Genomic DNA, 24,515 nt, shown 5'->3' with positions numbered 1-24,515 from the left:
AGTTTTGCTCGCGTTATCGCAACGCGGAAGACCTGGGCCCCCGCCTGCGCGGGGGCGACGTTGGTTTAGGTTATCGATATTAAATCTTTACGGCATCCAGCAGCTCGGTCTCCAGCTGCACCTGCACGCGCTGGTTGTTCAGCGCCTGGCCGTCGATGAGGAACACGTCCTCGACGCGCTCGCCGAGGGTCATGATCTTCGCGGTGTGCAGGTTGATGCGGTAGCGCGCGAGCACGCTCGCGATTGTGTACAGCAGGCCGTTGCGGTCGTTCGCGCCGATGGACAGCACCCAGAACTGGCCGCGCTCGTCCGGGCGCATGTCGACCGTCGGCGTGATGGGAAAGTGGCGCGACATGCGCGACAGCCGGCCCCGCAGCGGCGGCGACAGCGGCTCCTGGTGCACGAGCACTTCGCACAGCTCGTGCTCGATCAGGTTGATGATGTCGCGGTAGCTGTTGGCGAAATGCTCGTCCGTGATGAGGAAGGTGTCGAGCGCATAGCCGTCCTTCGTCGTGTGGATCTTGGCGTCGAGGATGGAAAAGTTCTTGCGGTCGAAATAGCTGCAGATGCGCGCGAACAGGTCGGGCTGGTCCTTCACGTACACCGTCACCTGCAGGCCTTCGCCGATCGGCGCCAGGCGCGATTTCACGACGGGTTTGTCGCGCCCCAGCTTGTCGACCAGGCAGCGGGTCTGCCAGGCGATGTCGGAGGCGTCGTGGCGCAGGAAATACGCCATGTCGAGCTGCTTCCACAAGGCCTCGTGCGCATCGGCCGGGAGGCCGAACAGGCGCAGCGTCGCCAGCGCTTCCTGCTGGCGCGCGCGCAGTTCGCGGTCGGCCGACGGCGGCTCGCCGCCGAGCACGCGCAGGGTCATCTTGTACAGGTCTTCCAGCAGCTTCGCCTTCCACGCGTTCCATACCTTCGGGCTCGTGCCGCGGATGTCGGCCACCGTCAGCAGGTACAGCGCGGTCAGGTGGCGCTCGTCGCGCACGAGGCGGGCGAAGGCCTGGATCACGTCCGGGTCCGACAGGTCCTGCTTCTGCGCGACCACCGACATCGTCAGGTGGTGCTCGACGAGGAACACGACCAGTTCCGTGTCTTCCTCGGACAGGGCGTGGTCGCGGCAGAATTCGCGCGCGTCCGTCTTGCCCAGTGCCGAGTGGTCGCCGCCGCGGCCCTTGGCGATGTCGTGGAACAGCGCGGCCACGTACAGCAGCCAGCGGTCGCGGAAATTGGCGATCAGCTGGCTGCAGAACGGGTATTCGTGCGCATGCTCCGTCATCGTGAAGCGCCGCATGTTCCGCACCACCATCATGATGTGCTGGTCGACCGTGTAGACGTGGAACAGGTCGTGCTGCATCTGGCCGATGATGCGGCGGAAGTTCGGCAGGTAGCGGCCGAGGATCCCCATGTCGTTCATGCGGCGCAGCGCGTGCACGAGGCCGGCGGGCGCCTGCAGCACGCGCAGGAACAGGGCGCGGTGCCGCGGGTCGGTGCGGAAGGCGTCGTCGATGAGGGTGCGCGCATGCCACAGCGCGCGCATCGTGCGGGCCGTCATGCCCTTGATGTCGGGGCGTTCCGTCATCAGCACGAAGATTTCCAGCACGGCGGCCGGCGTGGCCTCGAACGTGTCGTCGGCGGCGATGTCGATGAAGCCGCCCACCTCGTTGAAGCGCGGGTTGATCGCGACCGGCTGCGACGGCGTGGGGAACAGTTGGGCCTCGATGTTCTGCAGCAGGATCGTGTTCAGCTGGGTGACCGTCTTCGCGGCCCAGTAATAGCGCTGCATCAGGAATTCGCTGGCGCGGCGCGCTTCCAGGCCTTCGCCCGTCGACGTGAGGCCGAACGTTTCCGCGATCGCGGTCTGGACGTCGAACACGAGGCGGTCTTCGCGCCGGTTCGTCTGCAGGTGCAGGCGGATGCGGATGTCCTTGAAGGCGCGCTCCTTTTCCATCAGCTGGCGCGCTTCCTCGCGCGTGATCAGGCCGCGGATCGCGAGCTGGCTCCACGAATTCGCGAGGCCCGCCGCCTTGGCCACCCACAGGATCACCTGCAGGTCGCGCAGCGCGCCCGGGCTTTCCTTGACGTTCGGCTCCAGCGAGAACGGCGTGAATTCGTACTTGGCGTGGCGCAGCCGCATCTCGGCCGTCTTGGCGTGGAAGAACGCCTGCGCATCCATCGCGGCGTCGTAGCGGTGCAGCAGCGCGTTGAACACCGCCTCGCTGCCCGTCACGAGGCGCGCTTCCAGCAGGCTCGTCTGGACCGTGATGTCGGCGGCGGACTCCGTCATGCACTCGTCCACCGTGCGGATGCTGTGGCCGATTTCCAGGCCCAGGTCCCACAGGAGCTGCACGAAGTTTTCCAGCTTTGCCTGCACGATCGCGTCCGGCGCGCTGCCCAGCAGGATCAGCAGGTCGACGTCGGAATGGGGGAACAGTTCGCCGCGGCCGTAGCCGCCCACGCCCACGAGGGCGGCGTTCTGCGGCAGCCCGCCCGCGTGCCAGGCATCCGTCAGCACGCCGTCCACGCTGTGGCGCAGACCGCGCAACAGTTTTTCCGGCTTGCCGTTCTCGCGGAAATCGGCGATGACGAGCTGGCGCTCGGCCTTCAGGCGCTGCTTGAGTTGCAGCGGCTGCAGGGGCTGGGGCGGGGCGATGGTGGCGGTCGACATGGCGGCGCGGGCTGGCGGTTCGCGGTCAGGCCGCGACGGTGTCTTTCGGCCGCACGATGGCCGGCGGCGGCGGGGTCCCGGCCGACGTCGTCAGCACTTCATAGCCGGTCTCCGTCACCAGGATCATGTGTTCCCACTGGGCCGACAGGCTGCGGTCCTTCGTCTTGATGGTCCAGCCGTCCGGCATTTCGCGGATCTCGCGGCGGCCCGCGTTGATCATCGGCTCGATCGTGAAGATCATGCCCGCCTTCAGCTCCTCGCCGGTGCCGGGGCGGCCGTAGTGCAGGACCTGCGGCTCTTCGTGGAAGACCTTGCCGATGCCGTGGCCGCAGAATTCGCGCACGACCGAATAACCCGCGTTTTCCGCATGCTGCTGGATCACGTGGCCGATGTCGCCCAGGTGCGCGCCCGGTTTCACTTTCGAAATACCCAGCCACATGCATTCGTAGGTGATGTCGGCCAGGCGGCGCGCCAGCTTCGACGGTTCGCCGATGAAGAACATCCGGCTGTTGTCGCCGTGATAACCATCCTTCGTGATGACGGTGACGTCGATGTTGACCACGTCGCCGTTCTTGAGGACCTTGTCGCCCGGAATGCCGTGGCAGATGACGTCGTTGACGGAGGTGCAGACGGCTTTCGGGAACGGCGGGTAGCCCGGCGGCGCGTAGTTCAGCGGGGCGGGGACGGTGCCTTGCACGTTGACCATGTATTCATGGCAAAGGCGATCCAGCTCGCCCGTCGTGACGCCCGGTTTGACGAAGGGGGTGATGTAGTCGAGCACCTCGGCACCGAGGCGGCCGGCGATGCGCATGCCTTCGATGTCTTCCTGGGTCTTGATGGAGATGGTCATGGTGATCCGTTCTGCAATATGTTCTGTATCGGCCATTATATGTGATTCGGAAGCCGGTCGGGCCGTGGGGCGGCCGGGCCGTGGCCGCCCCATGGCGTGCGGCCGGAGAAGCGCACGCGTGCGCAAGCTTGAAATCCGCGTCGAATCCCGCTAGAATCTCGGGTTGCTCGTGTTCGTATCGGGCAAGCTTGAGAAATTACGCTTTTTTTAAATCGCGAATGCGGCCGACAAGGGTGCCCGGAAGGGTGGCTGGCCGTCGTTCAAGAACCAACCCTGGAGAATTACAATGTCTGTCACTATGCGCGAAATGCTGGAAGCCGGTGTTCACTTCGGCCACCAGACCCGTTTCTGGAACCCGAAAATGGCCCCGTTCATCTTCGGTCATCGCAACAAGATCCACATCATCAACCTGGAAAAGACCATGGCGATGTATCAGGATGCGATGAAGACCATCAAGCAGATCGCCGCCAACCGCGGCACGATCCTGCTGGTGGGCACCAAGCGCCAGGCCCGTGACATCATCGCCGCCGAAGCGCAGCGCGCCGGCGTGCCGTACGTCGACCAGCGCTGGCTGGGCGGCATGCTGACCAACTTCAAGACCATCAAGACCTCGATCAAGCGCCTGAAGGACATGGAAGCGCAGATCGAATCGGGTGAAGTCGAGAAGATGAGCAAGAAAGAAGCGCTGATGTTCTCGCGCGAACTGGAAAAGCTGCAGAAGTCGATCGGCGGCATCAAGGACCTGCAGGGCGTGCCGGACGCGATCTTCGTCGTCGACGTCGGCTACCACAAGGGCGCCATCACCGAAGCCGGCAAGCTGGGCATCCCGGTCATCGGCGTGGTCGACACCAACCACTCGCCGGAAGGCGTGACCCACGTCATCCCGGGTAACGACGATTCGTCGAAAGCCATCACCCTGTACGCACGCGGCGTCGCCGATGCGATCCTGGAAGGCCGTGCGAACGCCACCAACGAAATCGTCGAGATGGTCAAGTCGGCCGACGACTTCGTCGAAGTTTCCGAGCAAGCTTAAGGTCCGGCGGGCGCTGGCCCGCCGAGCAGCAAAGGGGCGCCGAGCCTAAGTCGAGCGCCCCTTTTTGCAAGCAATTCCTGGATAGATTAACAATATGCAAGACGTCGCAACCGACGGCTTGTTCCGCTTTTAGGAGAAATGACATGGCAGCGATTACTGCAGCGATGGTTGGCGAACTGCGCGCCAAGACCGACGCCCCGATGATGGAATGCAAGAAGGCACTGAACGAAGCCGAAGGCGACATGGCACGTGCCGAAGAGATCCTGCGCGTCAAGCTGGGCGGCAAGGCCTCGAAAGCCGCGTCGCGCATCACCGCCGAAGGCGTGGTGTCCGCTTACGTCGCCGGCAACATCGGCGCGCTGGTCGAAGTCAACAGCGAAACCGACTTCGTCGCCAAGAACGACGACTTCCTGGCCATGTGCAACCTGGCCGCCAAGCTGGTCGCCGAGAACAACCCGGCCGACGTCGCCGCCCTGGCCGCCCTGCCGGTCGACGGCAAGACCTTCGACGACGTGCGTACGGCGCTGATCGGTAAAATCGGCGAGAATATGACCGTGCGTCGTTTCCAGCGCTTCGAAACCACCGGCAAGCTGGCGTCGTACCTGCACGGCACCCGCATCGGCGTCATCGTCGACTACGACGGCGCCGACGAGCAGGTCGGTAAAGACGTGGCCATGCACATCGCCGCGATGAAGCCGGTCGCCCTGTCGTCCGAGCAAGTGCCGGCCGAGCTGATCGAGAAAGAGCGTTCGGTTGCTCAGCTGAAAGCCCAGGAAGACGCCGACAAGGCCGTCGCCGAAGGCAAGCAGCCGCAATCGGCCGAGATCGTCGCCAAGCGTATCGACGGTTCGGTGCAGAAGTACCTGAAAGAAGTGTCGCTGCTGAACCAGGCGTTCGTGAAGAACGACAAGCAGAGCATCGAGCAGATGCTGAAGGCCGCCAACACCACCGTGAAGGCATTCACGATGTACGTGGTCGGCGAAGGCATCGAGAAGAAGGTCGACGACTTCGCAGCGGAAGTGGCAGCACAGATGGCTGCTGTCAAGCAGTAATAAAGAGAACGGGCCGCAAGGCCCGTTTTCACAACCGGCGGTATCCCGGCCGGCGTAGTACCGAATTCGAAACATCCAATGACCTCAGGAGCCCCATTCATGACAAAACCAGCCTACCAACGAGTCCTTCTCAAACTGTCTGGCGAAGCGCTGATGGGCGACGATCCGTTCGGCATCAACCGCGCCACCATCGAACGCATGGTCGCCGACGTCGCGGAGGTGTCGAAGCTGGGTGTGGAACTGGCAGTGGTGATTGGCGGCGGCAACATCTTCCGCGGCGTGGCGCCTGGTGCGCAGGGCATGGACCGCGCGACGGCCGACTACATGGGCATGCTGGCCACCGTGATGAATGCGCTCGCGCTGGCCGACGCCATGCGCCAGCAGGGCATCACCGCGCGCGTGATGTCGGCCATCGGCATCGAGCAGGTGGTCGAGCCGTACGTGCGTCCCAAGGCGCTGCAATACCTGGAAGAGGGCAAGGTCGTCGTGTTCGCCGCGGGCACGGGCAACCCGTTCTTTACCACCGACACGGCCGCCGCGCTGCGCGGTTCGGAAATCTCGGCGCAGATCGTGTTGAAGGCAACCAAGGTCGATGGCGTATATACTGCCGATCCCAAGAAGGACCCGCACGCGACCCGCTACGAGTCGATCTCGTTCGACGAAGCGATCGCCAAGCACCTGCAGGTGATGGACGCCACCGCGTTCGCCCTGTGCCGCGACCAGAAGCTGCCGATCAAGGTGTTCTCGATCGTCAAGCCGGGCGCGCTCATGCGCGTGATCATGGGCGAGGACGAGGGTACACTGGTACACGTTTAACTCAATATTCAGAAACACAGGAGAGCAGCATGTCCGTCGCTGACGTTAAAAAAAGTGCCCAGGACAAGATGGCGAAGTCCATCGAAACCCTGAGAGGCAACCTGGCCAAGGTTCGCACCGGCCGCGCCCACACCGGCATCCTGGACCACGTGATGGTCGATTACTATGGCTCGCCCACCGCGCTGCCGATGGTCGCCAACCTGACCCTCATCGACGCCCGCACCATCGGCGTTCAGCCCTACGAAAAGAAGATGCTGAACGTCATCGAAAAGGCGATCCGCGAATCCGACCTGGGCCTGAACCCGTCGACGTTCGGCGAGCTGGTCCGCGTGCCGACCCCGGCCCTGACGGAAGAGCGCCGCAAGGAAATGGTCAAGCTGTGCAAGTCGGAAGCGGAAGATGCGAAAATCGCGGTGCGTAACGTGCGCCGCGATGCCAACGAACAGTTGAAGAAACTGGTCAAGGACAAGGCGATCTCGGAAGACGACGAGCGCCGCGCCCAGGACGATGTCCAGAAGATGACCGACAAGGCCGTCGTCGACATCGACAAGCTGGTTGCCGAAAAAGAAAAAGAAGTCATGACCGTGTGATCCGTATTGCGGCGCCCGTTGCGGCCGCGTATCGTTGTGGACGTCGGACCGGCAGGCAAGGCCTGACCGGTCCGTTCCACCTTTTGTCGCAGTTCATTTGCAGTCCGTTAGACCACCGCCGCCATTTGGCCAGATTTATGATTTTCAAAAGTTCGACCACCGCAGTCCCGGAAGCGCCCAAGGTGCCGCGTCACATCGCCATCATCATGGACGGCAATGGCCGCTGGGCGACCAAGCGCCTGCTGCCCCGCGTGGCCGGCCACGTCAAGGGCGTGGACGCCGTGCGCAAGATCGTCGAAGCCTGCGTGGATCGTGGCGTTGAATACCTGACGCTGTTCGCGTTTTCGTCGGAAAACTGGCGCCGTCCGGCCGACGAAGTGTCCTACCTGATGGGCCTGTTCGTCACGGCGCTCGAGCGCGAAGTGTCGAAGATGCACGCGAATAACATCCGCCTGAAGGTCGTGGGCGACCTGGCGCGCTTCGATGCGAAATTGCGCGACATGATCGCCAACGCCGAGCGCCGCACCGCCAACAACACGCGCCTGACCGTCACCGTGTGCGCCAACTACGGCGGCCGCTGGGACATCATGCAGGCGACCGGCAAGATGGTCGCCGCCAACCCGGGCACGACCGACTACACCGAAGAGATGCTGGCCCCGCACCTGGCCATGGCCTATGCGCCCGAGCCGGACCTGTTCATCCGCACCGGCGGCGAGGAACGCATCTCCAACTTCCTCCTGTGGCAGCTCGCGTATTCCGAGCTGTACTTCACCGACACCTTCTGGCCGGACTTTTCGCCCCAGTCGCTCGACACGGCGATCGCGTCCTACCAGAGCCGCGAGCGCCGTTTCGGCCGCACCGGCGAGCAGGTCGCAAACAAGGCCAAGACAAACTGATGCTCAAGACCCGCGTCATTACCGCCGTCGTGCTGCTGGCAGTGTTGCTGCCAGTCCTTTACTTCAACAACTACACGGCGTTCGCGGTCGTGGCGACGGCGTTCTTCGGCGCCGCCATCTGGGAATGCTTCCGGCTGTTCAATCCGGACACGCACAATGCCCACGTGATCGCCATCGTCTGGGCCAGCGTGTTCGCCATCTCCGTGTTCACGGGGCACACGAACCTGTCGTTCTGGGCCGCCCTCAGCGTGGCCTTGTGGATCGCCCGGTTCGCGCCGTCGCTCAAGACCGGCCTCCCGCCGCTGGGCACGCCGGCCAACACGCTGCTGTCGCTCGTGTACGCGTTCGCGGTGGTCGGCTGCTTTGCCGCCATCGTCGATCTGTACTCGCACTCGCCGCTGTTCCTGCTGTCCGTGCTCGCGATCGTGTGGGTGGCCGACATCGGCGCCTATTTCTCCGGCAAGGCATTCGGCAAGCGCAAGCTGGCACCGTCCATCTCGCCAGGCAAATCGTGGGAAGGCGCGATCGGCGGCGGCATCGCCGTGCTCGTGCTGGCCGGCCTCTCGGTCCAGTTCGGCGGCGACGCCTTTGCGAACACCTTCGCCGCGCGCGTCCAGCACCACTACGGCTGGCCGGCGCTGGTCGTGGTGCTCGTGCTGATGGTTGCCGCCAGCATCGTCGGCGACCTGTTCGAATCCCAGCTCAAGCGCCGCGCCGGCATGAAGGACAGCAGCAACCTGCTGCCCGGTCACGGCGGCGTGCTGGACCGGATCGACGCGCTGGTCCCCGTGCTGCCCCTCGCGGCCCTGATCGGCTCGCGCCTCTGATAAAGCTGGACAACGGGTCGTTCGACGCGGGCGGGCGCCGTCGCGGCACGCGCCGTGCAAGAATGCCATCATGCCGGCGGCCAGCGCCGCGCCAGCCCATGTTGGAACGACCTTGACAATGGAACGCAACATGCAACGCATCACTATTCTGGGCGCCACCGGTTCGATCGGCGTCTCGACCCTCGACGTGCTCGCCCGTCATCCCGGCCAATACCGTGTCCATGCGCTGAGCGCGCACGAACGCGTGGACGCGCTCGCCGCGCAATGCCGCGTCTTCCTGCCGCAGCGCGCCGTCGTCGGCACGCCGGAAGCGGCCGCGCGCCTGCGCGACCTGCTGGCCGGCCTGCCCATCGACGTCGCCCACGGCGAAGCGGCGCTGTGCGAGATCGCGTCCAGCCCGGAGACGGATACGGTGATGGCCGCCATCGTCGGCGCCGCCGGCCTCGCGCCCACGCTCGCGGCCGCGCGCGCGGGCAAGAAAGTCCTGCTGGCCAACAAGGAAGCGCTCGTCATGTCCGGCCAGCTGTTCATGGACGCCGTCAAGGAGCACAAGGCGACCCTGCTGCCCATCGACAGCGAACACAACGCCATCTTCCAGTCGCTGCCCGGCACGTACGGCCGGTCGCCCGACGCGGCCGGCGTGGCGAAGATCCTGCTGACCGCATCGGGCGGCCCGTTCCTCAACCGCGCCGTCGAGACGCTGGAGGCCGTCACGCCGGAAGAGGCGTGCAAGCATCCGAACTGGTCGATGGGCCGCAAGATCTCGGTCGACTCGGCCACGATGATGAACAAGGGCCTCGAAGTGATCGAGGCGCACTGGCTGTTCGGCGCGCCGGCCGACCGGATCGAAGTCGTGATCCACCCGCAAAGCGTGATCCACTCGATGGTGTCGTACGTCGACGGCTCCGTGCTGGCCCAGCTGGGGAACCCGGACATGCGCACGCCCATCGCCCACGCGCTGGCCTACCCGGAGCGCATCGCGTCCGGCGTCGAGCAGCTCGACCTGACGCAGTGGGCCGCGCTGCAATTCCACAAGCCCGATTTCGACCGCTTCCCGTGCCTCGCGCTCGCGTTCGACGCCTTGCGCGCGGGCGGCACGGCGCCCGCATTGCTGAACGCGGCGAACGAAATCGCGGTCCAAGCCTTCCTGGAGCGCCGCATCGGGTTCCGCGCCATCGACCTGGTCGTGCGCCGCGTGATGGACGAGAACCCGCACGGTGCGGCCAGCAGCATCGAGGCCGTGATGGCCCAGGACGCGCGTGCCCGCGCCGCGGCCGAACGCATCGTGCATGCGCTGTAATCCGATCTTGAGCGGGCCCTGACGGGAGAAAGTCATGAACCTGATCCACACCCTGCTGGCGTTCATCCTGGCGCTGGGCCCCCTGATCATCTTCCACGAACTGGGCCACTACGCCGTCGCGCGCCTGTGCGGCGTGAAGGTGCTGCGCTTCTCGATCGGCATGGGGCGCATCGTGTGGTCGCGCCGCTTCGGTCCGGACCAGACGGAATGGGCGATCTCCATGCTGCCCATCGGCGGCTACGTCAAGATGCTCGACGCGCGCGACCCGTCGACCGCGCCCACCGACGACCGCGACCTGCCGCGCGAATTCACGCGCCAGAACGTGTGGAAGCGCATCGCCATCGTCGCGGCCGGCCCCATCGCCAACTTCATCCTCGCCATCGTCCTGATGGCGGGCCTGTTCATGCACGGGAAAGAGGAGCCGGGCACGCGCCTTCGCGCGATGGCGCCGACGTCCGCCGTGTACGTGGCCGGCGTGCGCGGCGGCGACGTCGTCACGGCCGTCAACGGCCGTCCGGTGCAGTCGTGGACGGAGCTGCGCTGGGAGATCGTGCGCGCCGCCATCGACAAGCGCGCGGCCGAGCTGACGCTGCACGGCCCCGGCGCGACCAGCGGCGCCGCCTACCGCGCCGTGCTGCCGGCCGACCGCATGGCCGGCCTCGACGTCGACGGCGACGTGCTGGGCGTGCTCGGCATGCAGATGTGGCGCCCGCGGGCGACCATCGACAAGGTCCTGCCGGGCGGCGCCGCCGCGCGCGCGGGCCTGCGCCAGGGCGACCTCGTGACGTCCATCGACGGCAAGCCCATTCTCGACGGCATCGCCTTCATCGACGCCGTGCGCGGCGCGGCCGGCAGGACGCTGCAGGTCGGCGTGCAGCGGGGAGCGGAGCAGCTCGTGCTGCCCCTCACGCCGGAGCGCGAGCCGCAGTCGGGCAGGGGCCTCGTGAAGCTGATGATCGCCCAGGCGCCCGAGTTGGTGACGGTGCAGGCGGGCCCGCTGGCCGCCTTTGCGAAGGGCGCGCAGCGCACGTGGGAGACGAGCGCGCTGACCGTCAAGATGATCGCCAAGATGATCGTCGGCGAGGTCTCGCTGAAAAACGTGACGGGCCCGATCACGATCGCCGACGTGGCCGGACAGACCGCGCGCTCGGGCCTCGAGCCCTTCCTCGAGTTCATCGCCTTCATCTCGATCAGCCTGGGTGTAATGAATCTGTTACCAATTCCCGTTCTGGACGGTGGCCATTTGCTGTATTATTCGCTGGAAGTTTTGACCGGGCGACCCTTGCCCGCGCGGATCGGCGAGATCGCGCAGCGTGCCGGGGTGGGCCTGCTGTTCATGCTGATGGCGCTTGCCGTCTTCAACGACCTGGTGCGACTGCTCTGAACACACGGCACTCCGATACGTACGCTGCGCCTGCGGCGGGCGCCGGAGTGTCCGGCCAAGCGGTACAAGCCCGGGCGACGATACGTAACGTTGTCCTATGACTGACCCATTGATCTAACCGATGAATCTACAACCCGAACGTTTTGCCCAATCGCGTTTTGCCTTGCCCTCCCGTCGCAGCATGATCGGCGCAGCCGTGCTGGCCCTGTGCGCGGGCCACGCCGCCGCCGTCACTCCCTTCGTCGTGAAGGACATCCGGGTCGAAGGCATCCAGCGGACCGAGGCAGGCACGGTGTTCAGCTACCTGCCGGTGCGCGTGGGCGAGACCTTCGACGATGAAAAGGGCACCGCGGCGATCAAGGCGCTGTATGCCACCGGCTTCTTCAAGGACATCCGCCTGGAAGAGGAAAACGGCGTGCTCGTGGTGCTGGTCGAGGAACGTCCTGCCATCGCCGCGGTCGACTTTACCGGCACGAAGGAATTCGAAAAGGACATGCTCGTCAAGGCGCTGAAGGAAATCGGCGTCGGCGAGACCAAGATCTTCGACAAGGCATCCGTCGACCGCGCCGAGCAGGAGCTCAAGCGCCAGTACCTGTCGCACGGCCTGTACGGCGTCAAGATCACGACCACCGTCACCCCGATCGAGCGTAACCGCGTGAACATCATGTTCAACGTGGACGAGGGCGACGTCGCGAAGATCAAGCAGATCAACATCGTCGGCAACAAGGCGTTCTCGGACAAGGAACTGCGCGCGCTGCTGCAGCTGAACACGTCGGGCTGGTTCACCTGGTATTCGAAGGCCGACCAGTACTCGAAGCAGAAGCTGACGGGCGACCTGGAATCGATCAAGTCGTGGTACCTGAATCACGGCTACCTGGAGGTGAACGTCGAGTCCACGCAGGTCTCGATCACCCCGGACAAGAAGGACATCTACCTCACCATCAACATCACGGAAGGCGAGAAGTACACCGTCTCCGGCATCAAGATGGACGGCGAGATGTTCGGCCGCGAGCAGGAACTCAAGAACCTGATCCTGCTGAAGCCGGGCCAGACCTATTCCGGCGACCTGCAGGAAGCGTCGAACAAGCGCATCGCCGACCGCCTCGCGAGCTTCGGCTACGCGTTCGCGAACGTTACCGCGAACCCCGAGATCAACCGCGAGAAGCGCGAAGTCGCCTTCACGTTCTTCGTCGATCCGGGCAAGCGCGCCTACGTGCGCCACATGACCATCTCGGGCAACACGATCACGCGCGACGAAGTGATCCGCCGCGAATTCCGCCAGTTCGAAAGCTCGTGGTACGACCCGAACCGGGTCAAGCTGTCGCGCGACCGCGTCGACCGCCTCGGCTACTTCAAGGACGTGACGGTCGAGACGCCGGAAGCGCAGGGCACCAACGATGCCGTGGACGTGAACATCGCCGTCGTCGAAAAACCGACCGGCAACTTCATGGTCGGCGGCGCGTTCTCGCAGGCGGAAAAATTCACCTTCACGGCGTCGGTCACGCAGGCCAACTTCGCCGGCAGCGGCAACACCGTCGGCGTGGAACTGAACACGAGCCGCTACAACCGCACGATCTCGTTCGCCCAGACCAACCCGTACTTCACGGACGACGGCATCCAGCGCGCGTTCCAGCTGTACCTGCGCACGTCGCGCCCGCCGGCGCTGAACATCGGTTCGTACACCGTGCGCCAGCAGGGCGGCAACCTGACGTTCGGCGTGCCGTTCTCGGAAATCGACACCGTCTACTTCGGCGCCGGCCTGGAACGCACGAGGCTCGAGACGGACGAGAGCTCGCCGACCCTGTACAAGCAGTTCGTGATGCAGAACTCGAAGGACGCGGTCGCGAAGAGCACCGGCGTGGGCACGGCGACGACCAACGCGATCCCGCTGACCGTGGCATGGGGCCGCGATTCGCGCGACTCCGCCATCACCCCGACCCGCGGCCGCTACCAGCGCGCCAACTTCGAGATCGATGCCGTCGGCGACGCCAAGTACTACCGCATCATCTACGAACACCAGTGGTATCGTCCGATCACGCGCTGGATGACCCTGGCGCTCAAGGGTGAGCTGGACTACGGCGCGGGCCTCGGCGGCCACTCGTACCCGGTCTTCAAGAACTTCTACGGCGGCGGCATCGGCTCGGTGCGTGGCTACGAGAGCTCGTCGCTGGGCATCGTCGACCCGTTCACGTACGACGCCCTGGGCGGCGCCAAGCGCGTGATCGGCAACGCCGAGCTGCAGTTCCCGTTCCCGGGCAGCGGCCAGGATCGTTCGCTGCGCTGGTTCACCTTCGCCGACGGCGGCCAGGTCTACCAGGAACATGAGCCGATCCGCACGTCGCAGCTGCGCTACTCGGCGGGTATCGGCCTGTCGTGGATTTCCCCGGTGGGGCCGCTGAAGTTGAGTTATGCTAAGCCCTTGAACGCGAAGCCGGGCGATCGCCTGGAGCGCTTCCAGTTCCAGATGGGTACCGGTTTCTGATACGGCCCATCGCCGAGACAAGGATTGCGAAGAATGATGTTGAAAAAATCGTTAGCCTCGCTGCCGCGTAGCCTGGTGCTGGCGCTGCTCTGCGCCGGTGCGATGGCGCAGGCGTCCGCGCAGACCGCGGTGCCGAGCCGCATCGGCTTCGTCTACACGGAACGCCTGATGACCGAGTCCAAGCTGGCCAAGGCGGCGGACGCGAAGCTGCAGGCGGAATTCTCCAAGCGCCAGAAACAGGTCGACGACATGCTGGCGCGCTACAAGCAGAGCCGCGAGAAGTTCGACGAGGAAGCGCCGAAACTGTCCGACGTCGACCGCACCAAGCGCACGCGCGAGCTGCTCGACATGGAAAAGGACGTGCAGCGCATGCAGCGCGAGTACAACGAGGACCTGTTCCAGCGCAAGAACGAGGAGCGCGCCGCCATCGCGCAGAAAGCCTATAAACTGATCGAACAGGTGGCCGAGCAGGACCATCTCGACGTCGTGCTGCAGGAAGCCATCTGGACCAGTCCGCGCATCGACATCACCGATCGCATCCTCAAACTGCTCGACAAGTAAGCCGCCAACGGCTTGCTGGATGCCGGCCGGCTTGATGAGCGGCCGGCAGTTTTCAATTCTTTTACGGAACGACCACGATGGGCACTCGACTGGGTGATTTGGTCGAACGCTTCGGTGGGCAGCTGGTGGGTGACCCGAACCTCGAGGTTCAGGGCATCGCACCGCTCGACAGCGCCGACGCTTCGCACATCAGCTTTCTCAGCAACAGCAAATTGCGCGCGCTGGCCGCACAGAGCGGCGCCGCGGCGCTCATCGTCTCGCCGCTCGACGACGCCACCGTCGCCACGACGTATGCCGGCGCACGCATCATCACCACCAACCCGTACGCCTACTTCGCCCGCGCCGCCCAGTATTTCGTGGCGCTGGACGAGATCGTCCCGCCGGCCGGCATCCATCCCAGCGCCGTCGTGCACGAGACGGCGCGCATCGACCCGTCCGCGCACATCGGCCCGAACGTGACGGTGGAAGCGGGCGCCGTGATTGCAGGGGGCGTCCGCGTCGACGCCGGCTGCTTCGTCGGCCGCGACGCCGAGATCGGGGAAGAGACGCACCTGTTCGCGAACGTCACGTTCCACGCGCGCTGCAAGGTCGGCAAGCGCGGCATCCTGCACTCGGGCGCCGTGATCGGCACCGACGGATTCGGCTTCGCGCGCGAGAACGGCGTGTACATCAAGATCCCGCAGACGGGCCGCGTGCTGCTGGGCGACGACGTCGACGTCGGCGCCAACACGACCATCGACCGCGGCGCGCTGGCCGACACCGTGATCGAGGACGGCGTGAAGCTCGACAACCAGATCCAGATCGGCCACAACTGCCACATCGGCGCGAACACGGCGATGGCCGGCTGCGTGGGGGTAGCCGGCAGCGCGAAGATCGGCAAGAATTGCACGTTCGGCGGCGCGGCCATGGTGCTGGGGCACCTGGAAATCGCGGACAACGTCCATATCTCCTCCGGCAGCATGGTGTCGCGCTCCGTGCTGGAGCCGGGGCAGTACACGGGCTTTTATCCGCTGGCCAAGAACGCCGAATGGGAAAAGAGCGCAGCCATCGTGCGCAACCTGTCCGCGCTGCGCGAGAAGATGCGCAACCTGGAAAAACAGATCAAACAACTGACCGAACCTACAGAACAAAAATGACGACCGAAGCCACGACGAATAAAACCCTGGGGATCAACGAGATCAAGGAATACCTGCCGCACCGCTATCCGCTGCTGCTGGTGGATCGCGTGGTCGACTACGAAATCGGCAAGACCATCACCGCCATCAAGAACGTGACCGTCAACGAGGAATTCTTCAACGGCCACTTCCCGCACAAGCCGGTGATGCCGGGCGTCCTGATGATCGAGGCGCTGGCGCAGACGGCCGCGATCCTGTCGTTCATGACCATGAACGTCAAGCCGGACGAGAACTCGGTCGTGTACTTCGTCGGCATCGACAACGCGCGCTTCAAGCGCCCCGTCGAGCCGGGCGACCAGCTCAAGATGGACGTCGAGATCCTGCGCACGTCGCGCGGCATCTGGAAGTACAAGGCTGTCGCCAGCGTCGACGGCAAGGTCGCCGTCGAGGCGGAACTGATGTGCACCATCAGGGCAAACGAATCGACGCAACCGCGCGCGGGGGAGTGATGAGCAAGGTCCACCCGAGCGCGATCGTCGACCCGAAGGCGGAGCTGGATTCCACCGTCGAAGTCGGCCCGTATTCGATCATCGGCCCCGATGTGCGTATCGGCGCCGGCACCGTGGTGGGGCCGCACGTGGTCATCGAGGGCCATACGACGATCGGCCGCGACAACCGCATCTTCCAGTTCGCGTCGCTGGGCGCCGCGCCGCAGGACAAGAAGTGGGCCGGCGAGCCGACCCGCCTGGAAATCGGCGACCGCAACACGATCCGCGAATTCTGCACGTTCAACCTCGGCACGGCGCAGGACGCGGGCGTGACGCGCCTGGGCAGCGACAACTGGATGTCGGCATACACGCACCTGGCGCACGACTGCCAGGTCGGCAGCAACACGATCTTCTCGAACAATGCGCAGCTCGCGGGCCACGTGCACGTGGGCGACTGGGCGATCCTGTCCGGCTACTGCGGCGTGCACCAGTTCTGCAAGATCGGCGCGCACGCCTTCATCGGCATGTACACGAGCCTCACGCAGGACGTGCCGCCGTTCGTGCTCGTCTCCGGCAACCCGGCCGAGGCGCATGGCGTGAACATCGAGGGCCTCAAGCGCCGCGGCTTCACGCGCGAGCAGATCAACGCGATCCGCGCCGCGTACAAGCACATCTACCGCTCCGGCCTCACGCTGGAAGAAGCCAAGGCCAAACTGGCGGAAGAGGAAAGCGCCGCCGGCGACGCGGCGCCGCACATCCGCGCGATGCGCGACTTCCTCGACACCACGAGCCGTGGCATCGTCCGCTGATCCGACGGCGGCCCCGGTGTCGCTCGCCCTCGTGGCCGGCGAACTGTCGGGCGACCTGCTGGCGGCGCGCCTGATGGCGGGTCTCAAGCCGCACCTGCCGGGCGTTGCCTTTTCCGGCATCGGCGGTCCGCGCATGCTGGAGCAGGGCCTGGCTTCCGACGTGCCGATGGACACGCTCACCGTGCGCGGCCTGCTGCCCGTGCTGCTGCGCTACCGCGAACTGAAGGGCATCCAGAACCGCCTGCGCGACCGCCTGCTGGCGCAGCAGCCGGCCGCGTTCATCGGCGCCGACTACCCCGGCTTCAACCTCGGCCTCGAAGAGCAGCTGCGCGCGGCCGGCATCCCGACCGTGCACTTCGTCGGCCCGCAGATCTGGGCGTGGCGGGGCGGCCGCATCAAGAAGATCCAGCGCGCCGTGTCGCACATGCTCGTGATCTTCCCGTTCGAGGAAGCGATCTACCAGAAGGCCGGCGTGCCCGTCACGTACATCGGCCATCCGCTGGCGGAGACGATCCCGCTCGTGCCGGACGTGCGTGCCGCGCGGCGCACCCTCGGGCTGCCGGAGGATGCGCGGGTCGTCACCGTCATGCCGGGCAGCCGGATGTCGGAAATCAAATACCTGACGGAGCCGTACGTCCGCACGGTGAAACTGCTGGCCGCGCGCGACCCGTCCGTCCGCTTCATCGCGCCGATGGCGGGAGAACGCCAGAAGGCGTATTTTATGGAGCTGATGGCGAAAGCCGGTCTGCAGGACGTGCCGCTGCAGCTCGTCGACGGCGAGTCGCACGCGTGCATCGCGGCGGCCGACGCCGTGCTGGCGGCATCCGGCACCGCCACGCTGGAAGTGGCGCTGTTCAAGAAGCCGATGGTGATCGCGTACAAGGTCTTGCAGGCCGAGTGGCTGCTCATCCGGAACATGGGCTACCTGCCGTGGATCGGGCTGCCGAACATCCTGGCGCGCGAGTCCGTCGTGCCGGAATTCCTGCAGCACGCGGCGACGCCCGAGGCGCTGGCGGATGCCGTCTGGTTCCAGCTGACGGACGAGAACAACCGGGTGCGGCTGCGCGAGCGCTTCACCGAAATGCATCACAGCCTGCTGCGCGACAGCGCGCGCGAAAGCGCCCGCGCCGTGCTGCAGGTGATAGGCAAAGCATGAGAAAAAAGAAGTTCGATTTCTACCCCGGCCTGCCGCCGAAGAACCGCCCGTTCACGCTGGACGACATCGTCTGCGGCGTCGACGAGGCCGGCCGCGGCCCGCTGGCCGGCCCGGTGTACGCGGCGGCCGTGATCCTCGATCCGGCGCGCCCGATCGACGGCCTGCGCGACTCGAAAAAACTGACGGAAGCGCGGCGCGACGAGCTGGCCCCGCTCATCAAGGAACATGCGCTGGCCTGGGCCATCGCCGAGTGCTCGCACACGGAAATCGACACGCTGAACATCCTGCAGGCGACGATGCTGGCGATGCGCCGCGCGGTCGAGCTGCTCGCGACCGTGCCGACCATCGCGCTCATCGACGGCAACCGCTGCCCGCAGTTCGCGCCGCACATCCGCGCGCATGCCGTGGTGGAGGGCGACGACAAGGTGCATGCGATTTCGGCTGCGTCGATCCTTGCCAAGACGGCGCGCGACGCCGCCCTGGTCGCGCTGCACGCAACGTATCCGCAATACGCCTTCGACCAGCACAAGGGCTATTCGACGGCGCTGCACCTCGCGCGCCTGCGCGAGCACGGTCCGAGCCCCGTGCACCGGCGCAGCTTCGCGCCCGTGCGCGCGCTGATCGAGCCGGACCTGTTCGGGGAGCCCGCATGACGAGCGCGATCAAGAGCGTCACGTCGCGCGACAACCCGTTCTACAAGGAGCTCAAGCACCTCGCGGGCAGCAGCCAGGCACTGCGCAAGGCGCGGCGTTCGCTGCTGGACGGCGTCCACCTGTGCCAGGCCTACCTCGACCTCGTGGGGCAGCCGGTGCATTGCGTCGTGTCCGAAGGCGCGCTGGCGAACCCGGAAGTGGCCGCCATCGTCGACCGCGTGCAAGGTCCCGCCACGGCGCTGCCGGATGCGCTGTTCGGGGCGCTGAGCCAGGTCGAACACGGCATCCACCTGCTGTTCCTGGTCGACACGCCACGGCCCGCGCGGCCCGCAGCGTTGGCCGAATCGGCCGTGCTGCTGGACGGGGTGCAGGACCCGGGCAATGCCGGCTCGATCCTGCGCAGCGCCGGCGCGGCCGGCATCCGGCAGGTGTATTGCAGCCCCGGCACGGCGTCGATGTGGTCGCCCAAGGTGCTGCGCGCCGCGATGGGCGCCCATTTCGTGCTGGAGATCTTCGAGAACGTCGACCTGGAGGCGCTCGTGCGCGCGGCGCGCGTGCCCGTGCTGGCGACGAGCGGCTATGCGAGCGAACGGATCTACGACGTCGACCTGTCCCGCCCGGCCGCCTGGCTGCTGGGCCATGAAGGGCAGGGCGTGTCGGCCGCGCTGCTGGACCTGGCCACGCACCGCGTCGCCATCCCCCATGCGGGCGCGGTGGAATCGCTGAACGTGGCCGCCTGCGCGGCCGTGTGCTTCTTCGAACAGCTGCGCCAGCAACAGCGGCAGCGCAAGGCATAGACGCGACAGGCCCGTTCGGTTACGCTTCGTGCAGGTAACGACGGAGTCATGATGGACATGGGGCAATCGCAGTTGCAGTCTTTGCACTTTCTGGTGGCGGAAGCGGACCCGGTGCAGCGCCGCGCGCTGATCGAGGCGCTGGCGCAGGTGGGCGCCACGCGCGTCACCGACGTGCCGGACGGCCCGATGGCCCTGCGCACGCTGCAGGCCAGCTTCACGCCCAGGGTGGACGTGGCCGTCATCGACCTCGACCTGGGCGGCATGGACGGCCTGGAACTGCTGCGCGCCATCGCGGCGCTGAAGTCGAGCGTGCGCCTGATCGTCGTCGGCGCCCAGCCGTCCAGCGTGCTGTTTTCCGTCGAGAGCCTCGCGCAGGCCCACGGCGTGGACCTGCTCGGGACGATCGCCAAGCCCGTCACGAGCACCAAGCTGCGCGCCCTGCTGGACAATTACCAGCCGCCGAAGCCCGCGCGCGCCGCCACGCCGGGGCCGAGCTTTTCGTTCGCCGAGGTGGGCGTCGGCCTGCAGAAGCGCCAGTTCGAACCCTTCTTCCAGCCCAAGATCGAGCTCGCGACGGGCCAGGTGAAAGGCCTCGAGACCTTCGCCCGCTGGCGCCATCCCGAGCACGGCATGCTCGGACCGTCATCCTTCATCGGCGCGCTGGAGCAGAACAACCGCATCGACTTCCTCGACTGGACGATGCTGGAGATGTCGGTGGAGCGCTGCCGCCGCTACCACGACCAGGGCATCCCGATCTCGATCTCGCTGAACCTGGCGCCCGAGACGCTGGCGCATCCGAACTTCATCCGCCAGGTGGCGTCGACGATGAAGCGCCACGGCGTGCTGCCCGACTACCTGACGTTCGAGATGACGGAATCGGCGATCCTCAGCTTCGACGCCGACTTCATCGAACGCCTCGTGCGCCTGCGCATGATGGGCTTCGGCCTCGCGATCGACGACTACGGCACGGGGCGCTCGAACCTGCAGATCCTGGCCCGCATCCCGTTCTCCGAACTCAAGATCGACCGCTCGTTCGTGGATGGCGCGTCGAAGAAACGCCCGCTGGGCACCGTGCTGAAATCCTGCCTGGGACTCGCGCACAGCCTGGACCGCATGTCGGTGGCCGTGGGCGTGGAGACCCGGCAGGACTGGGATTTCCTTCAGGGCCTCGGGTGCACGTATGCGCAGGGCTACCACATCGCCAATCCGATGGCGGCGGACGAGTTTCCGGGGTGGCTGGAAGACTGGCGGCATTTCTTTTGAGATTCCCCGATCGGGCGGCGGACCGGCTGGCGGTATCGTAGGGTGGGCTCCCCGAGCCCGCCAAACGCGTCCCGGCCGGAACATCAATACTCGCGCCGGTCCGGCTTGATCTCCTGGAGGATCGTCGTCGAAATCTCCTCGATCGACTTGGTCGTCGACGACAACCACCGGATTCCTTCGCGCCGCATCAGCTGCTCGGCCTCGTTCACCTCGTAGCGGCAATTCTCCAGCGACGCATACTTGCTCCCCGCGCGCCGCTCGTTGCGGATCTCGGACAGGCGCTCCGGCGTGATGGTCAGGCCGAAGATCTTGTGCTTGAACGGCGGCAGCGCCGACGGCAGCTTGTTGCGTTCGAAATCGTCCGGGATCAGCGGGTAGTTCGCCGCCTTGATCCCGTATTGCATGGCCAGGTACAGGCTCGTGGGCGTCTTGCCCGAGCGCGACACGCCCACCAGGATCACGTCCGCATCCGCCAGGTTCTTGTGCGACTGGCCGTCGTCGTGCGCCAGCGAGAAGTTGATGGCCTCGATGCGGTTCTTGTACTCCTCGGTATCGACGACGTTGTGGATGCGGCCGATCGTGTGCGTCGACTTCACCCGCAATTCCTGCTCGAGCGGGGCGACGAAGGTCTGGAACAGGTCCATGTGCATGCCCTGCGCGGCGCGGATCACCGCGGACAGGTCGTGCTTGACGAGGGTGGAGAACACGATCGGGCGCTGGTTGTCGGCGATGGCGACGTCGTTGATGCGGCGCGCGGCCTCGTAGGCTTTTTCGATCGTATCGATGAACGGCAGGCGGATCTGCCGGAAGCGCATTTCGAACTGGCTCAGCACCGCGTGGCCGAAGGTTTCCGCCGTGATGCCGGTGCCGTCGGACACGAAGAAGACGGTGCGCGCGGCGTCTGGACTCGCTGGAGTGCTCGGGAGGGACATGATGTTTTTTTGGACAGATAATGACAAAGTTGCAGCCCCAGGGCTGTGAAACCCAGTCGCACGGGGTAAAATGTTGGGCAACGGGTTGTGAGATTGTGCTGTACGACGCCAAGAATAACAAGAAATCCCCCGGAAACCGACCAGCCTGCCGCGCGAAGCCGGCCAGGAGCACGCGTGTGTTTCATGCGCAGTGCCCGGCCCGCCGCCGCTGCCCCGCCAGGCTCGTCCGTCATCCGGCCGTCGGCCGATCCGCCGTGCAGATTTCCATCATCACAAAGGTGTTTTACCATGACTAACCTGTCGAATGCAGTACTGAAGGCGCCCGACCCAACAGCGTCCGCGGAAAGTGTGTACGTCGCGTCGTTCGAGAACCTGCGCATGACCGACGTCGAGTCGGTCGGCGGCAAGAACGCGTCCCTGGGCGAGATGATCAGCCAGCTGGCCGAAGCCGGCGTGCGCGTGCCGGGCGGCTTCGCCACGACGGCGCAAGCCTTCCGCGACTTCCTGAACCACGGCATCGACGGCGGCCCGTCGTTGGGCGACCGCATCGCGACCCGCCTGGAAGGCCTGGACATCGACGACGTCCGGTCGCTGGCCGCCGCCGGTGCCGAGATCCGCCAATGGATCGTCGACACCCCGTTCCAGCCGCGCCTGCAGCAGGAAATCGAAGCCTTCTACGACCGCCTCGTCGCCGACTCCGGCACCGAAGTGTCGTTCGCCGTGCGCTCGTCCGCCACGGCGGAAGACCTGCCGGACGCCTCGTTCGCGGGCCAGCAGGAGACGTTCCTGAACGTGGTCGGCATCGACAACGTGCTGGAAGCGATGAAGCACGTGTTCGCGTCGCTGTACAACGACCGCGCCATCTCCTATCGCGTGCACAAGGGCTTCACGCACGCCGAAGTGGCCCTGTCGGCCGGCGTGCAGCGCATGGTCCGTTCCGACACCGGCGCGGCCGGCGTCATGTTCACCATCGACACGGAATCCGGCTTCAAGGACGTCGTGTTCGTCACGTCGAGCTACGGCCTGGGCGAGACCGTCGTGCAGGGCGCCGTGAACCCGGACGAGTTCTACGTGCACAAGCCGATGCTGGAGCAGGGCAAGAAGCCCGTCATCCGCAAGAACATCGGCTCGAAACTGATCAAGATGGAATTCACGGCCGAGGCCAAGGCGGGCCGCTCGGTGCAGACCGTCGACGTGCCGATCGAAATGCGCAACCGCTACTCGCTGCTGGACGAGGAAGTCGTCGAGCTGGCCAAGTACGCCGTCATCATCGAGAAGCACTACGGCCGTCCGATGGACATCGAGTGGGGCAAGGACGGCCGCGACGGCAAGCTGTACATCCTGCAGGCGCGCCCGGAAACCGTGAAGTCGCAGCAGAAGGCGACCGACTCCCAGCAGCGCTTCAAGCTGAAGGGCACGGGCACCGTGCTGACGTCGGGCCGCGCGATCGGCCAGAAGATCGGCGCCGGCCCGGTCCGCGTGATCCACGATCCGTCGGAAATGGAGCGCGTGCAGCCGGGCGACGTCCTCGTTGCCGACATGACGGACCCGAACTGGGAACCGGTCATGAAGCGCGCCTCCGCGATCGTGACGAACCGCGGCGGCCGCACCTGCCACGCGGCGATCATCGCCCGCGAACTGGGTGTGCCGGCGGTCGTCGGCTGCGGCGACGCGACCGACACGCTGAAGGACGGCACGTTCGTCACGGTCTCCTGCGCCGAAGGCGACGAAGGCCGCATCTACGACGGCCTGCTGGAAACGGAAGTGACGGAATCCGTGCGCGGCGAGCTGCCGAAGATCCCGACCAAGATCATGATGAACGTCGGTAACCCGCAACTGGCGTTCGACTTCCAGGCGATCCCGAACAACGGCGTGGGCCTGGCCCGCCTGGAGTTCATCATCAACAACAACATCGGCGTGCACCCGAAGGCGATCCTCGAGTACCCGAACATCGACAACGACCTGAAAAAGGCCGTGGAATCGGTCGCACGCGGCCACGCGTCGCCGCGCGCGTTCTACGTCGACAAGCTGGCCGAAGGCGTGGCGACGATCGCCGCCGCGTTCTGGCCGAAGCCGGTCATCGTGCGCCTGTCCGACTTCAAGTCGAACGAGTACAAGAAGCTGATCGGCGGTTCGCGCTACGAGCCGGACGAGGAAAACCCGATGCTGGGCTTCCGCGGCGCCGCGCGCTACCTGGCCGACGACTTCGCCGAGTCGTTCGAAATGGAATGCATGGCCATGAAGCGCGTGCGCGAAGAGATGGGCCTCACGAACGTCGAGATCATGATCCCGTTCGTGCGCACCCTGGGCCAGGCCGAGAAGGTCATCGCGCTGCTGGGCAAGTATGGCCTGAAGCGCGGCGAGAACGGCCTGCGCGTCATCATGATGTGCGAGGTCCCGTCGAACGCCATCCTGGCCGAGCAGTTCCTGCAGTACTTCGACGGCTTCTCGATCGGTTCGAACGACCTCACGCAGCTCACGCTGGGCCTGGACCGCGACTCCGGCATGGAGCTGCTGGCCAAGGACTTCGACGAGCGCGACCCGGCCGTGAAGGCGATGCTGTCGCTGGCGATCAAGGCCTGCCGCGCGCAGGGCAAGTACATCGGCATCTGCGGCCAGGGGCCGTCCGACAATCCGGACTTCGCCGTGTGGCTGGTGGAGCAGGGCATCGAGTCGATGTCGCTGAATCCGGACTCGGTGATCGATACGTGGCAGAAGCTGGCGGCGCTGTAAGCGGCTGAACGCCCGATGAAAAACCGCTGCGGGGTCGATGGCCCCGCAGCGGTTTTTTTATGCGCGCGCGATACGTTCGCATGCTCCGGGACGCATCGGCCTTGGGC

At 65.7% G+C, this 24,515-nt stretch carries 21 protein-coding genes; 18 read left to right on the top strand and 3 right to left on the bottom strand.

The annotated features are described in order from the left end of the window. Positions 1-79: 79 nt before the first annotated feature. Positions 80-2,671, bottom strand: coding sequence for a [protein-PII] uridylyltransferase (locus ASC93_RS00890; RefSeq protein ID WP_056435577.1), 2,592 nt, complete (start codon positions 2,669-2,671; stop codon positions 80-82). A 25-nt stretch (positions 2,672-2,696) separates the two neighbouring features. Continuing rightward, positions 2,697-3,521, bottom strand: coding sequence for a type I methionyl aminopeptidase (map, locus tag ASC93_RS00885; RefSeq protein WP_056435573.1), 825 nt, complete (start codon positions 3,519-3,521; stop codon positions 2,697-2,699). 286 nt (positions 3,522-3,807) lie between these two features. Here map and rpsB point away from each other — a divergent pair, with 286 nt between their 5' ends. The 17 genes from rpsB to ASC93_RS00800 all read left to right on the top strand — a co-directional run bounded on the left by rpsB (position 3,808) and on the right by ASC93_RS00800 (position 20,743). Beyond that, the gene (rpsB, locus tag ASC93_RS00880; protein WP_056435570.1) at positions 3,808-4,554 is read left to right on the top strand and encodes a 30S ribosomal protein S2; all 747 of its coding nucleotides are present in this window, start codon (positions 3,808-3,810) and stop codon (positions 4,552-4,554) included. A gap of 143 nt (positions 4,555-4,697) precedes the next feature. Further along, the gene (gene tsf / locus ASC93_RS00875; protein WP_056435568.1) at positions 4,698-5,606 is read left to right on the top strand and encodes a translation elongation factor Ts; all 909 of its coding nucleotides are present in this window, start codon (positions 4,698-4,700) and stop codon (positions 5,604-5,606) included. A 99-nt stretch (positions 5,607-5,705) separates the two neighbouring features. Then, positions 5,706-6,422 (top strand): UMP kinase, encoded by a 717-nt coding sequence (pyrH, locus tag ASC93_RS00870; protein WP_056435563.1) that lies wholly within the window; start codon positions 5,706-5,708, stop codon positions 6,420-6,422. Between the two features lie 29 nt (positions 6,423-6,451). Beyond that, positions 6,452-7,012 carry a ribosome recycling factor gene (gene frr / locus ASC93_RS00865; RefSeq protein WP_036228560.1) on the top strand — a complete coding sequence of 187 codons (561 nt, stop codon included), beginning with the start codon at positions 6,452-6,454 and terminating at the stop codon, positions 7,010-7,012. A 137-nt stretch (positions 7,013-7,149) separates the two neighbouring features. Further along, positions 7,150-7,908: a polyprenyl diphosphate synthase gene (gene uppS / locus ASC93_RS00860; RefSeq protein WP_056435560.1), complete on the top strand. Its 759-nt coding sequence runs from the start codon at positions 7,150-7,152 to the stop codon at positions 7,906-7,908. Then, positions 7,908-8,735: a phosphatidate cytidylyltransferase gene (locus ASC93_RS00855; protein ID WP_056435556.1), complete on the top strand. Its 828-nt coding sequence runs from the start codon at positions 7,908-7,910 to the stop codon at positions 8,733-8,735. Before uppS ends, ASC93_RS00855 begins: the two co-directional genes overlap by 1 nt. Positions 8,736-8,865: 130 nt before the next feature. Beyond that, on the top strand, positions 8,866-10,035 hold the full coding sequence (gene ispC, locus ASC93_RS00850; protein WP_056436815.1) for a 1-deoxy-D-xylulose-5-phosphate reductoisomerase: 1,170 nt from the start codon (positions 8,866-8,868) through the stop codon (positions 10,033-10,035). A 34-nt stretch (positions 10,036-10,069) separates the two neighbouring features. Next, on the top strand, positions 10,070-11,419 hold the full coding sequence (rseP, locus tag ASC93_RS00845) for an RIP metalloprotease RseP (protein WP_056435552.1): 1,350 nt from the start codon (positions 10,070-10,072) through the stop codon (positions 11,417-11,419). A 181-nt stretch (positions 11,420-11,600) separates the two neighbouring features. Beyond that, a complete protein-coding gene (bamA, locus tag ASC93_RS00840; protein ID WP_157201695.1) occupies positions 11,601-13,901 on the top strand; it encodes an outer membrane protein assembly factor BamA in 2,301 nt (766 codons plus the stop codon). Between the two features lie 33 nt (positions 13,902-13,934). Then, complete coding sequence (locus tag ASC93_RS00835; protein ID WP_082547679.1) at positions 13,935-14,462, top strand: OmpH family outer membrane protein; 528 nt, start codon at positions 13,935-13,937, stop codon at positions 14,460-14,462. 77 nt (positions 14,463-14,539) lie between these two features. Further along, positions 14,540-15,598, top strand: a complete 1,059-nt coding sequence (gene lpxD / locus ASC93_RS00830) for a UDP-3-O-(3-hydroxymyristoyl)glucosamine N-acyltransferase (RefSeq protein ID WP_056435546.1) — start codon at positions 14,540-14,542, stop codon at positions 15,596-15,598. Beyond that, the gene (gene fabZ / locus ASC93_RS00825; protein WP_056435543.1) at positions 15,595-16,086 is read left to right on the top strand and encodes a 3-hydroxyacyl-ACP dehydratase FabZ; all 492 of its coding nucleotides are present in this window, start codon (positions 15,595-15,597) and stop codon (positions 16,084-16,086) included. Before lpxD ends, fabZ begins: the two co-directional genes overlap by 4 nt. Continuing rightward, a complete protein-coding gene (gene lpxA / locus ASC93_RS00820; RefSeq protein ID WP_056435541.1) occupies positions 16,086-16,874 on the top strand; it encodes an acyl-ACP--UDP-N-acetylglucosamine O-acyltransferase in 789 nt (262 codons plus the stop codon). Before fabZ ends, lpxA begins: the two co-directional genes overlap by 1 nt. Further along, on the top strand, positions 16,858-18,030 hold the full coding sequence (gene lpxB, locus ASC93_RS00815) for a lipid-A-disaccharide synthase (protein WP_056435538.1): 1,173 nt from the start codon (positions 16,858-16,860) through the stop codon (positions 18,028-18,030). The genes lpxA and lpxB overlap by 17 nt, the downstream gene beginning before the upstream one ends. Then, complete coding sequence (rnhB, locus tag ASC93_RS00810) at positions 18,027-18,683, top strand: ribonuclease HII (protein ID WP_056435535.1); 657 nt, start codon at positions 18,027-18,029, stop codon at positions 18,681-18,683. Before lpxB ends, rnhB begins: the two co-directional genes overlap by 4 nt. 8 nt (positions 18,684-18,691) lie before the next feature. After that, positions 18,692-19,480, top strand: coding sequence for an RNA methyltransferase (locus tag ASC93_RS00805; protein WP_056436809.1), 789 nt, complete (start codon positions 18,692-18,694; stop codon positions 19,478-19,480). Between the two features lie 48 nt (positions 19,481-19,528). After that, positions 19,529-20,743 (top strand): EAL domain-containing protein, encoded by a 1,215-nt coding sequence (locus tag ASC93_RS00800; protein ID WP_229412522.1) that lies wholly within the window; start codon positions 19,529-19,531, stop codon positions 20,741-20,743. Between the two features lie 83 nt (positions 20,744-20,826). On the opposite strand, the gene ASC93_RS00795 is transcribed toward ASC93_RS00800, so the two are convergent. Then, positions 20,827-21,675 carry a pyruvate, water dikinase regulatory protein gene (locus ASC93_RS00795; protein ID WP_056435532.1) on the bottom strand — a complete coding sequence of 283 codons (849 nt, stop codon included), beginning with the start codon at positions 21,673-21,675 and terminating at the stop codon, positions 20,827-20,829. 378 nt (positions 21,676-22,053) lie between these two features. Between ASC93_RS00795 and ppsA the strand changes: the two genes are divergently transcribed. Beyond that, positions 22,054-24,408 carry a phosphoenolpyruvate synthase gene (ppsA, locus tag ASC93_RS00790; protein ID WP_056436802.1) on the top strand — a complete coding sequence of 785 codons (2,355 nt, stop codon included), beginning with the start codon at positions 22,054-22,056 and terminating at the stop codon, positions 24,406-24,408. Positions 24,409-24,515 lie beyond the last annotated feature (107 nt).

It is taken from the genome of Massilia sp. Root335, assembly GCF_001425685.1.
Taxonomy (GTDB): Bacteria; Pseudomonadota; Gammaproteobacteria; order Burkholderiales; family Burkholderiaceae_D; genus Telluria; species Telluria luteola.
Note: the sequence above shows the minus strand (reverse complement) of the source record. Positions and strands in the feature narration are given on the sequence as shown.

What these genes read in the sequence shown, in the direction of transcription:
- ASC93_RS00890 (WP_056435577.1), bottom strand. Translation starts at nt 2,671, where the DNA reads ATGTCGACCGCCACCATCGCCCCGCCCCAGCCCCTGCAGCCGCTGCAA.
- map (WP_056435573.1), bottom strand. Translation starts at nt 3,521, where the DNA reads ATGACCATCTCCATCAAGACCCAGGAAGACATCGAAGGCATGCGCATC.
- rpsB (WP_056435570.1), top strand. Translation starts at nt 3,808, where the DNA reads ATGTCTGTCACTATGCGCGAAATGCTGGAAGCCGGTGTTCACTTCGGC.
- tsf (WP_056435568.1), top strand. Translation starts at nt 4,698, where the DNA reads ATGGCAGCGATTACTGCAGCGATGGTTGGCGAACTGCGCGCCAAGACC.
- pyrH (WP_056435563.1), top strand. Translation starts at nt 5,706, where the DNA reads ATGACAAAACCAGCCTACCAACGAGTCCTTCTCAAACTGTCTGGCGAA.
- frr (WP_036228560.1), top strand. Translation starts at nt 6,452, where the DNA reads ATGTCCGTCGCTGACGTTAAAAAAAGTGCCCAGGACAAGATGGCGAAG.
- uppS (WP_056435560.1), top strand. Translation starts at nt 7,150, where the DNA reads ATGATTTTCAAAAGTTCGACCACCGCAGTCCCGGAAGCGCCCAAGGTG.
- ASC93_RS00855 (WP_056435556.1), top strand. Translation starts at nt 7,908, where the DNA reads ATGCTCAAGACCCGCGTCATTACCGCCGTCGTGCTGCTGGCAGTGTTG.
- ispC (WP_056436815.1), top strand. Translation starts at nt 8,866, where the DNA reads ATGCAACGCATCACTATTCTGGGCGCCACCGGTTCGATCGGCGTCTCG.
- rseP (WP_056435552.1), top strand. Translation starts at nt 10,070, where the DNA reads ATGAACCTGATCCACACCCTGCTGGCGTTCATCCTGGCGCTGGGCCCC.
- bamA (WP_157201695.1), top strand. Translation starts at nt 11,601, where the DNA reads ATGATCGGCGCAGCCGTGCTGGCCCTGTGCGCGGGCCACGCCGCCGCC.
- ASC93_RS00835 (WP_082547679.1), top strand. Translation starts at nt 13,935, where the DNA reads ATGATGTTGAAAAAATCGTTAGCCTCGCTGCCGCGTAGCCTGGTGCTG.
- lpxD (WP_056435546.1), top strand. Translation starts at nt 14,540, where the DNA reads ATGGGCACTCGACTGGGTGATTTGGTCGAACGCTTCGGTGGGCAGCTG.
- fabZ (WP_056435543.1), top strand. Translation starts at nt 15,595, where the DNA reads ATGACGACCGAAGCCACGACGAATAAAACCCTGGGGATCAACGAGATC.
- lpxA (WP_056435541.1), top strand. Translation starts at nt 16,086, where the DNA reads ATGAGCAAGGTCCACCCGAGCGCGATCGTCGACCCGAAGGCGGAGCTG.
- rnhB (WP_056435535.1), top strand. Translation starts at nt 18,027, where the DNA reads ATGAGAAAAAAGAAGTTCGATTTCTACCCCGGCCTGCCGCCGAAGAAC.
- ASC93_RS00800 (WP_229412522.1), top strand. Translation starts at nt 19,529, where the DNA reads ATGATGGACATGGGGCAATCGCAGTTGCAGTCTTTGCACTTTCTGGTG.
- ASC93_RS00795 (WP_056435532.1), bottom strand. Translation starts at nt 21,675, where the DNA reads ATGTCCCTCCCGAGCACTCCAGCGAGTCCAGACGCCGCGCGCACCGTC.
- ppsA (WP_056436802.1), top strand. Translation starts at nt 22,054, where the DNA reads ATGACCGACGTCGAGTCGGTCGGCGGCAAGAACGCGTCCCTGGGCGAG.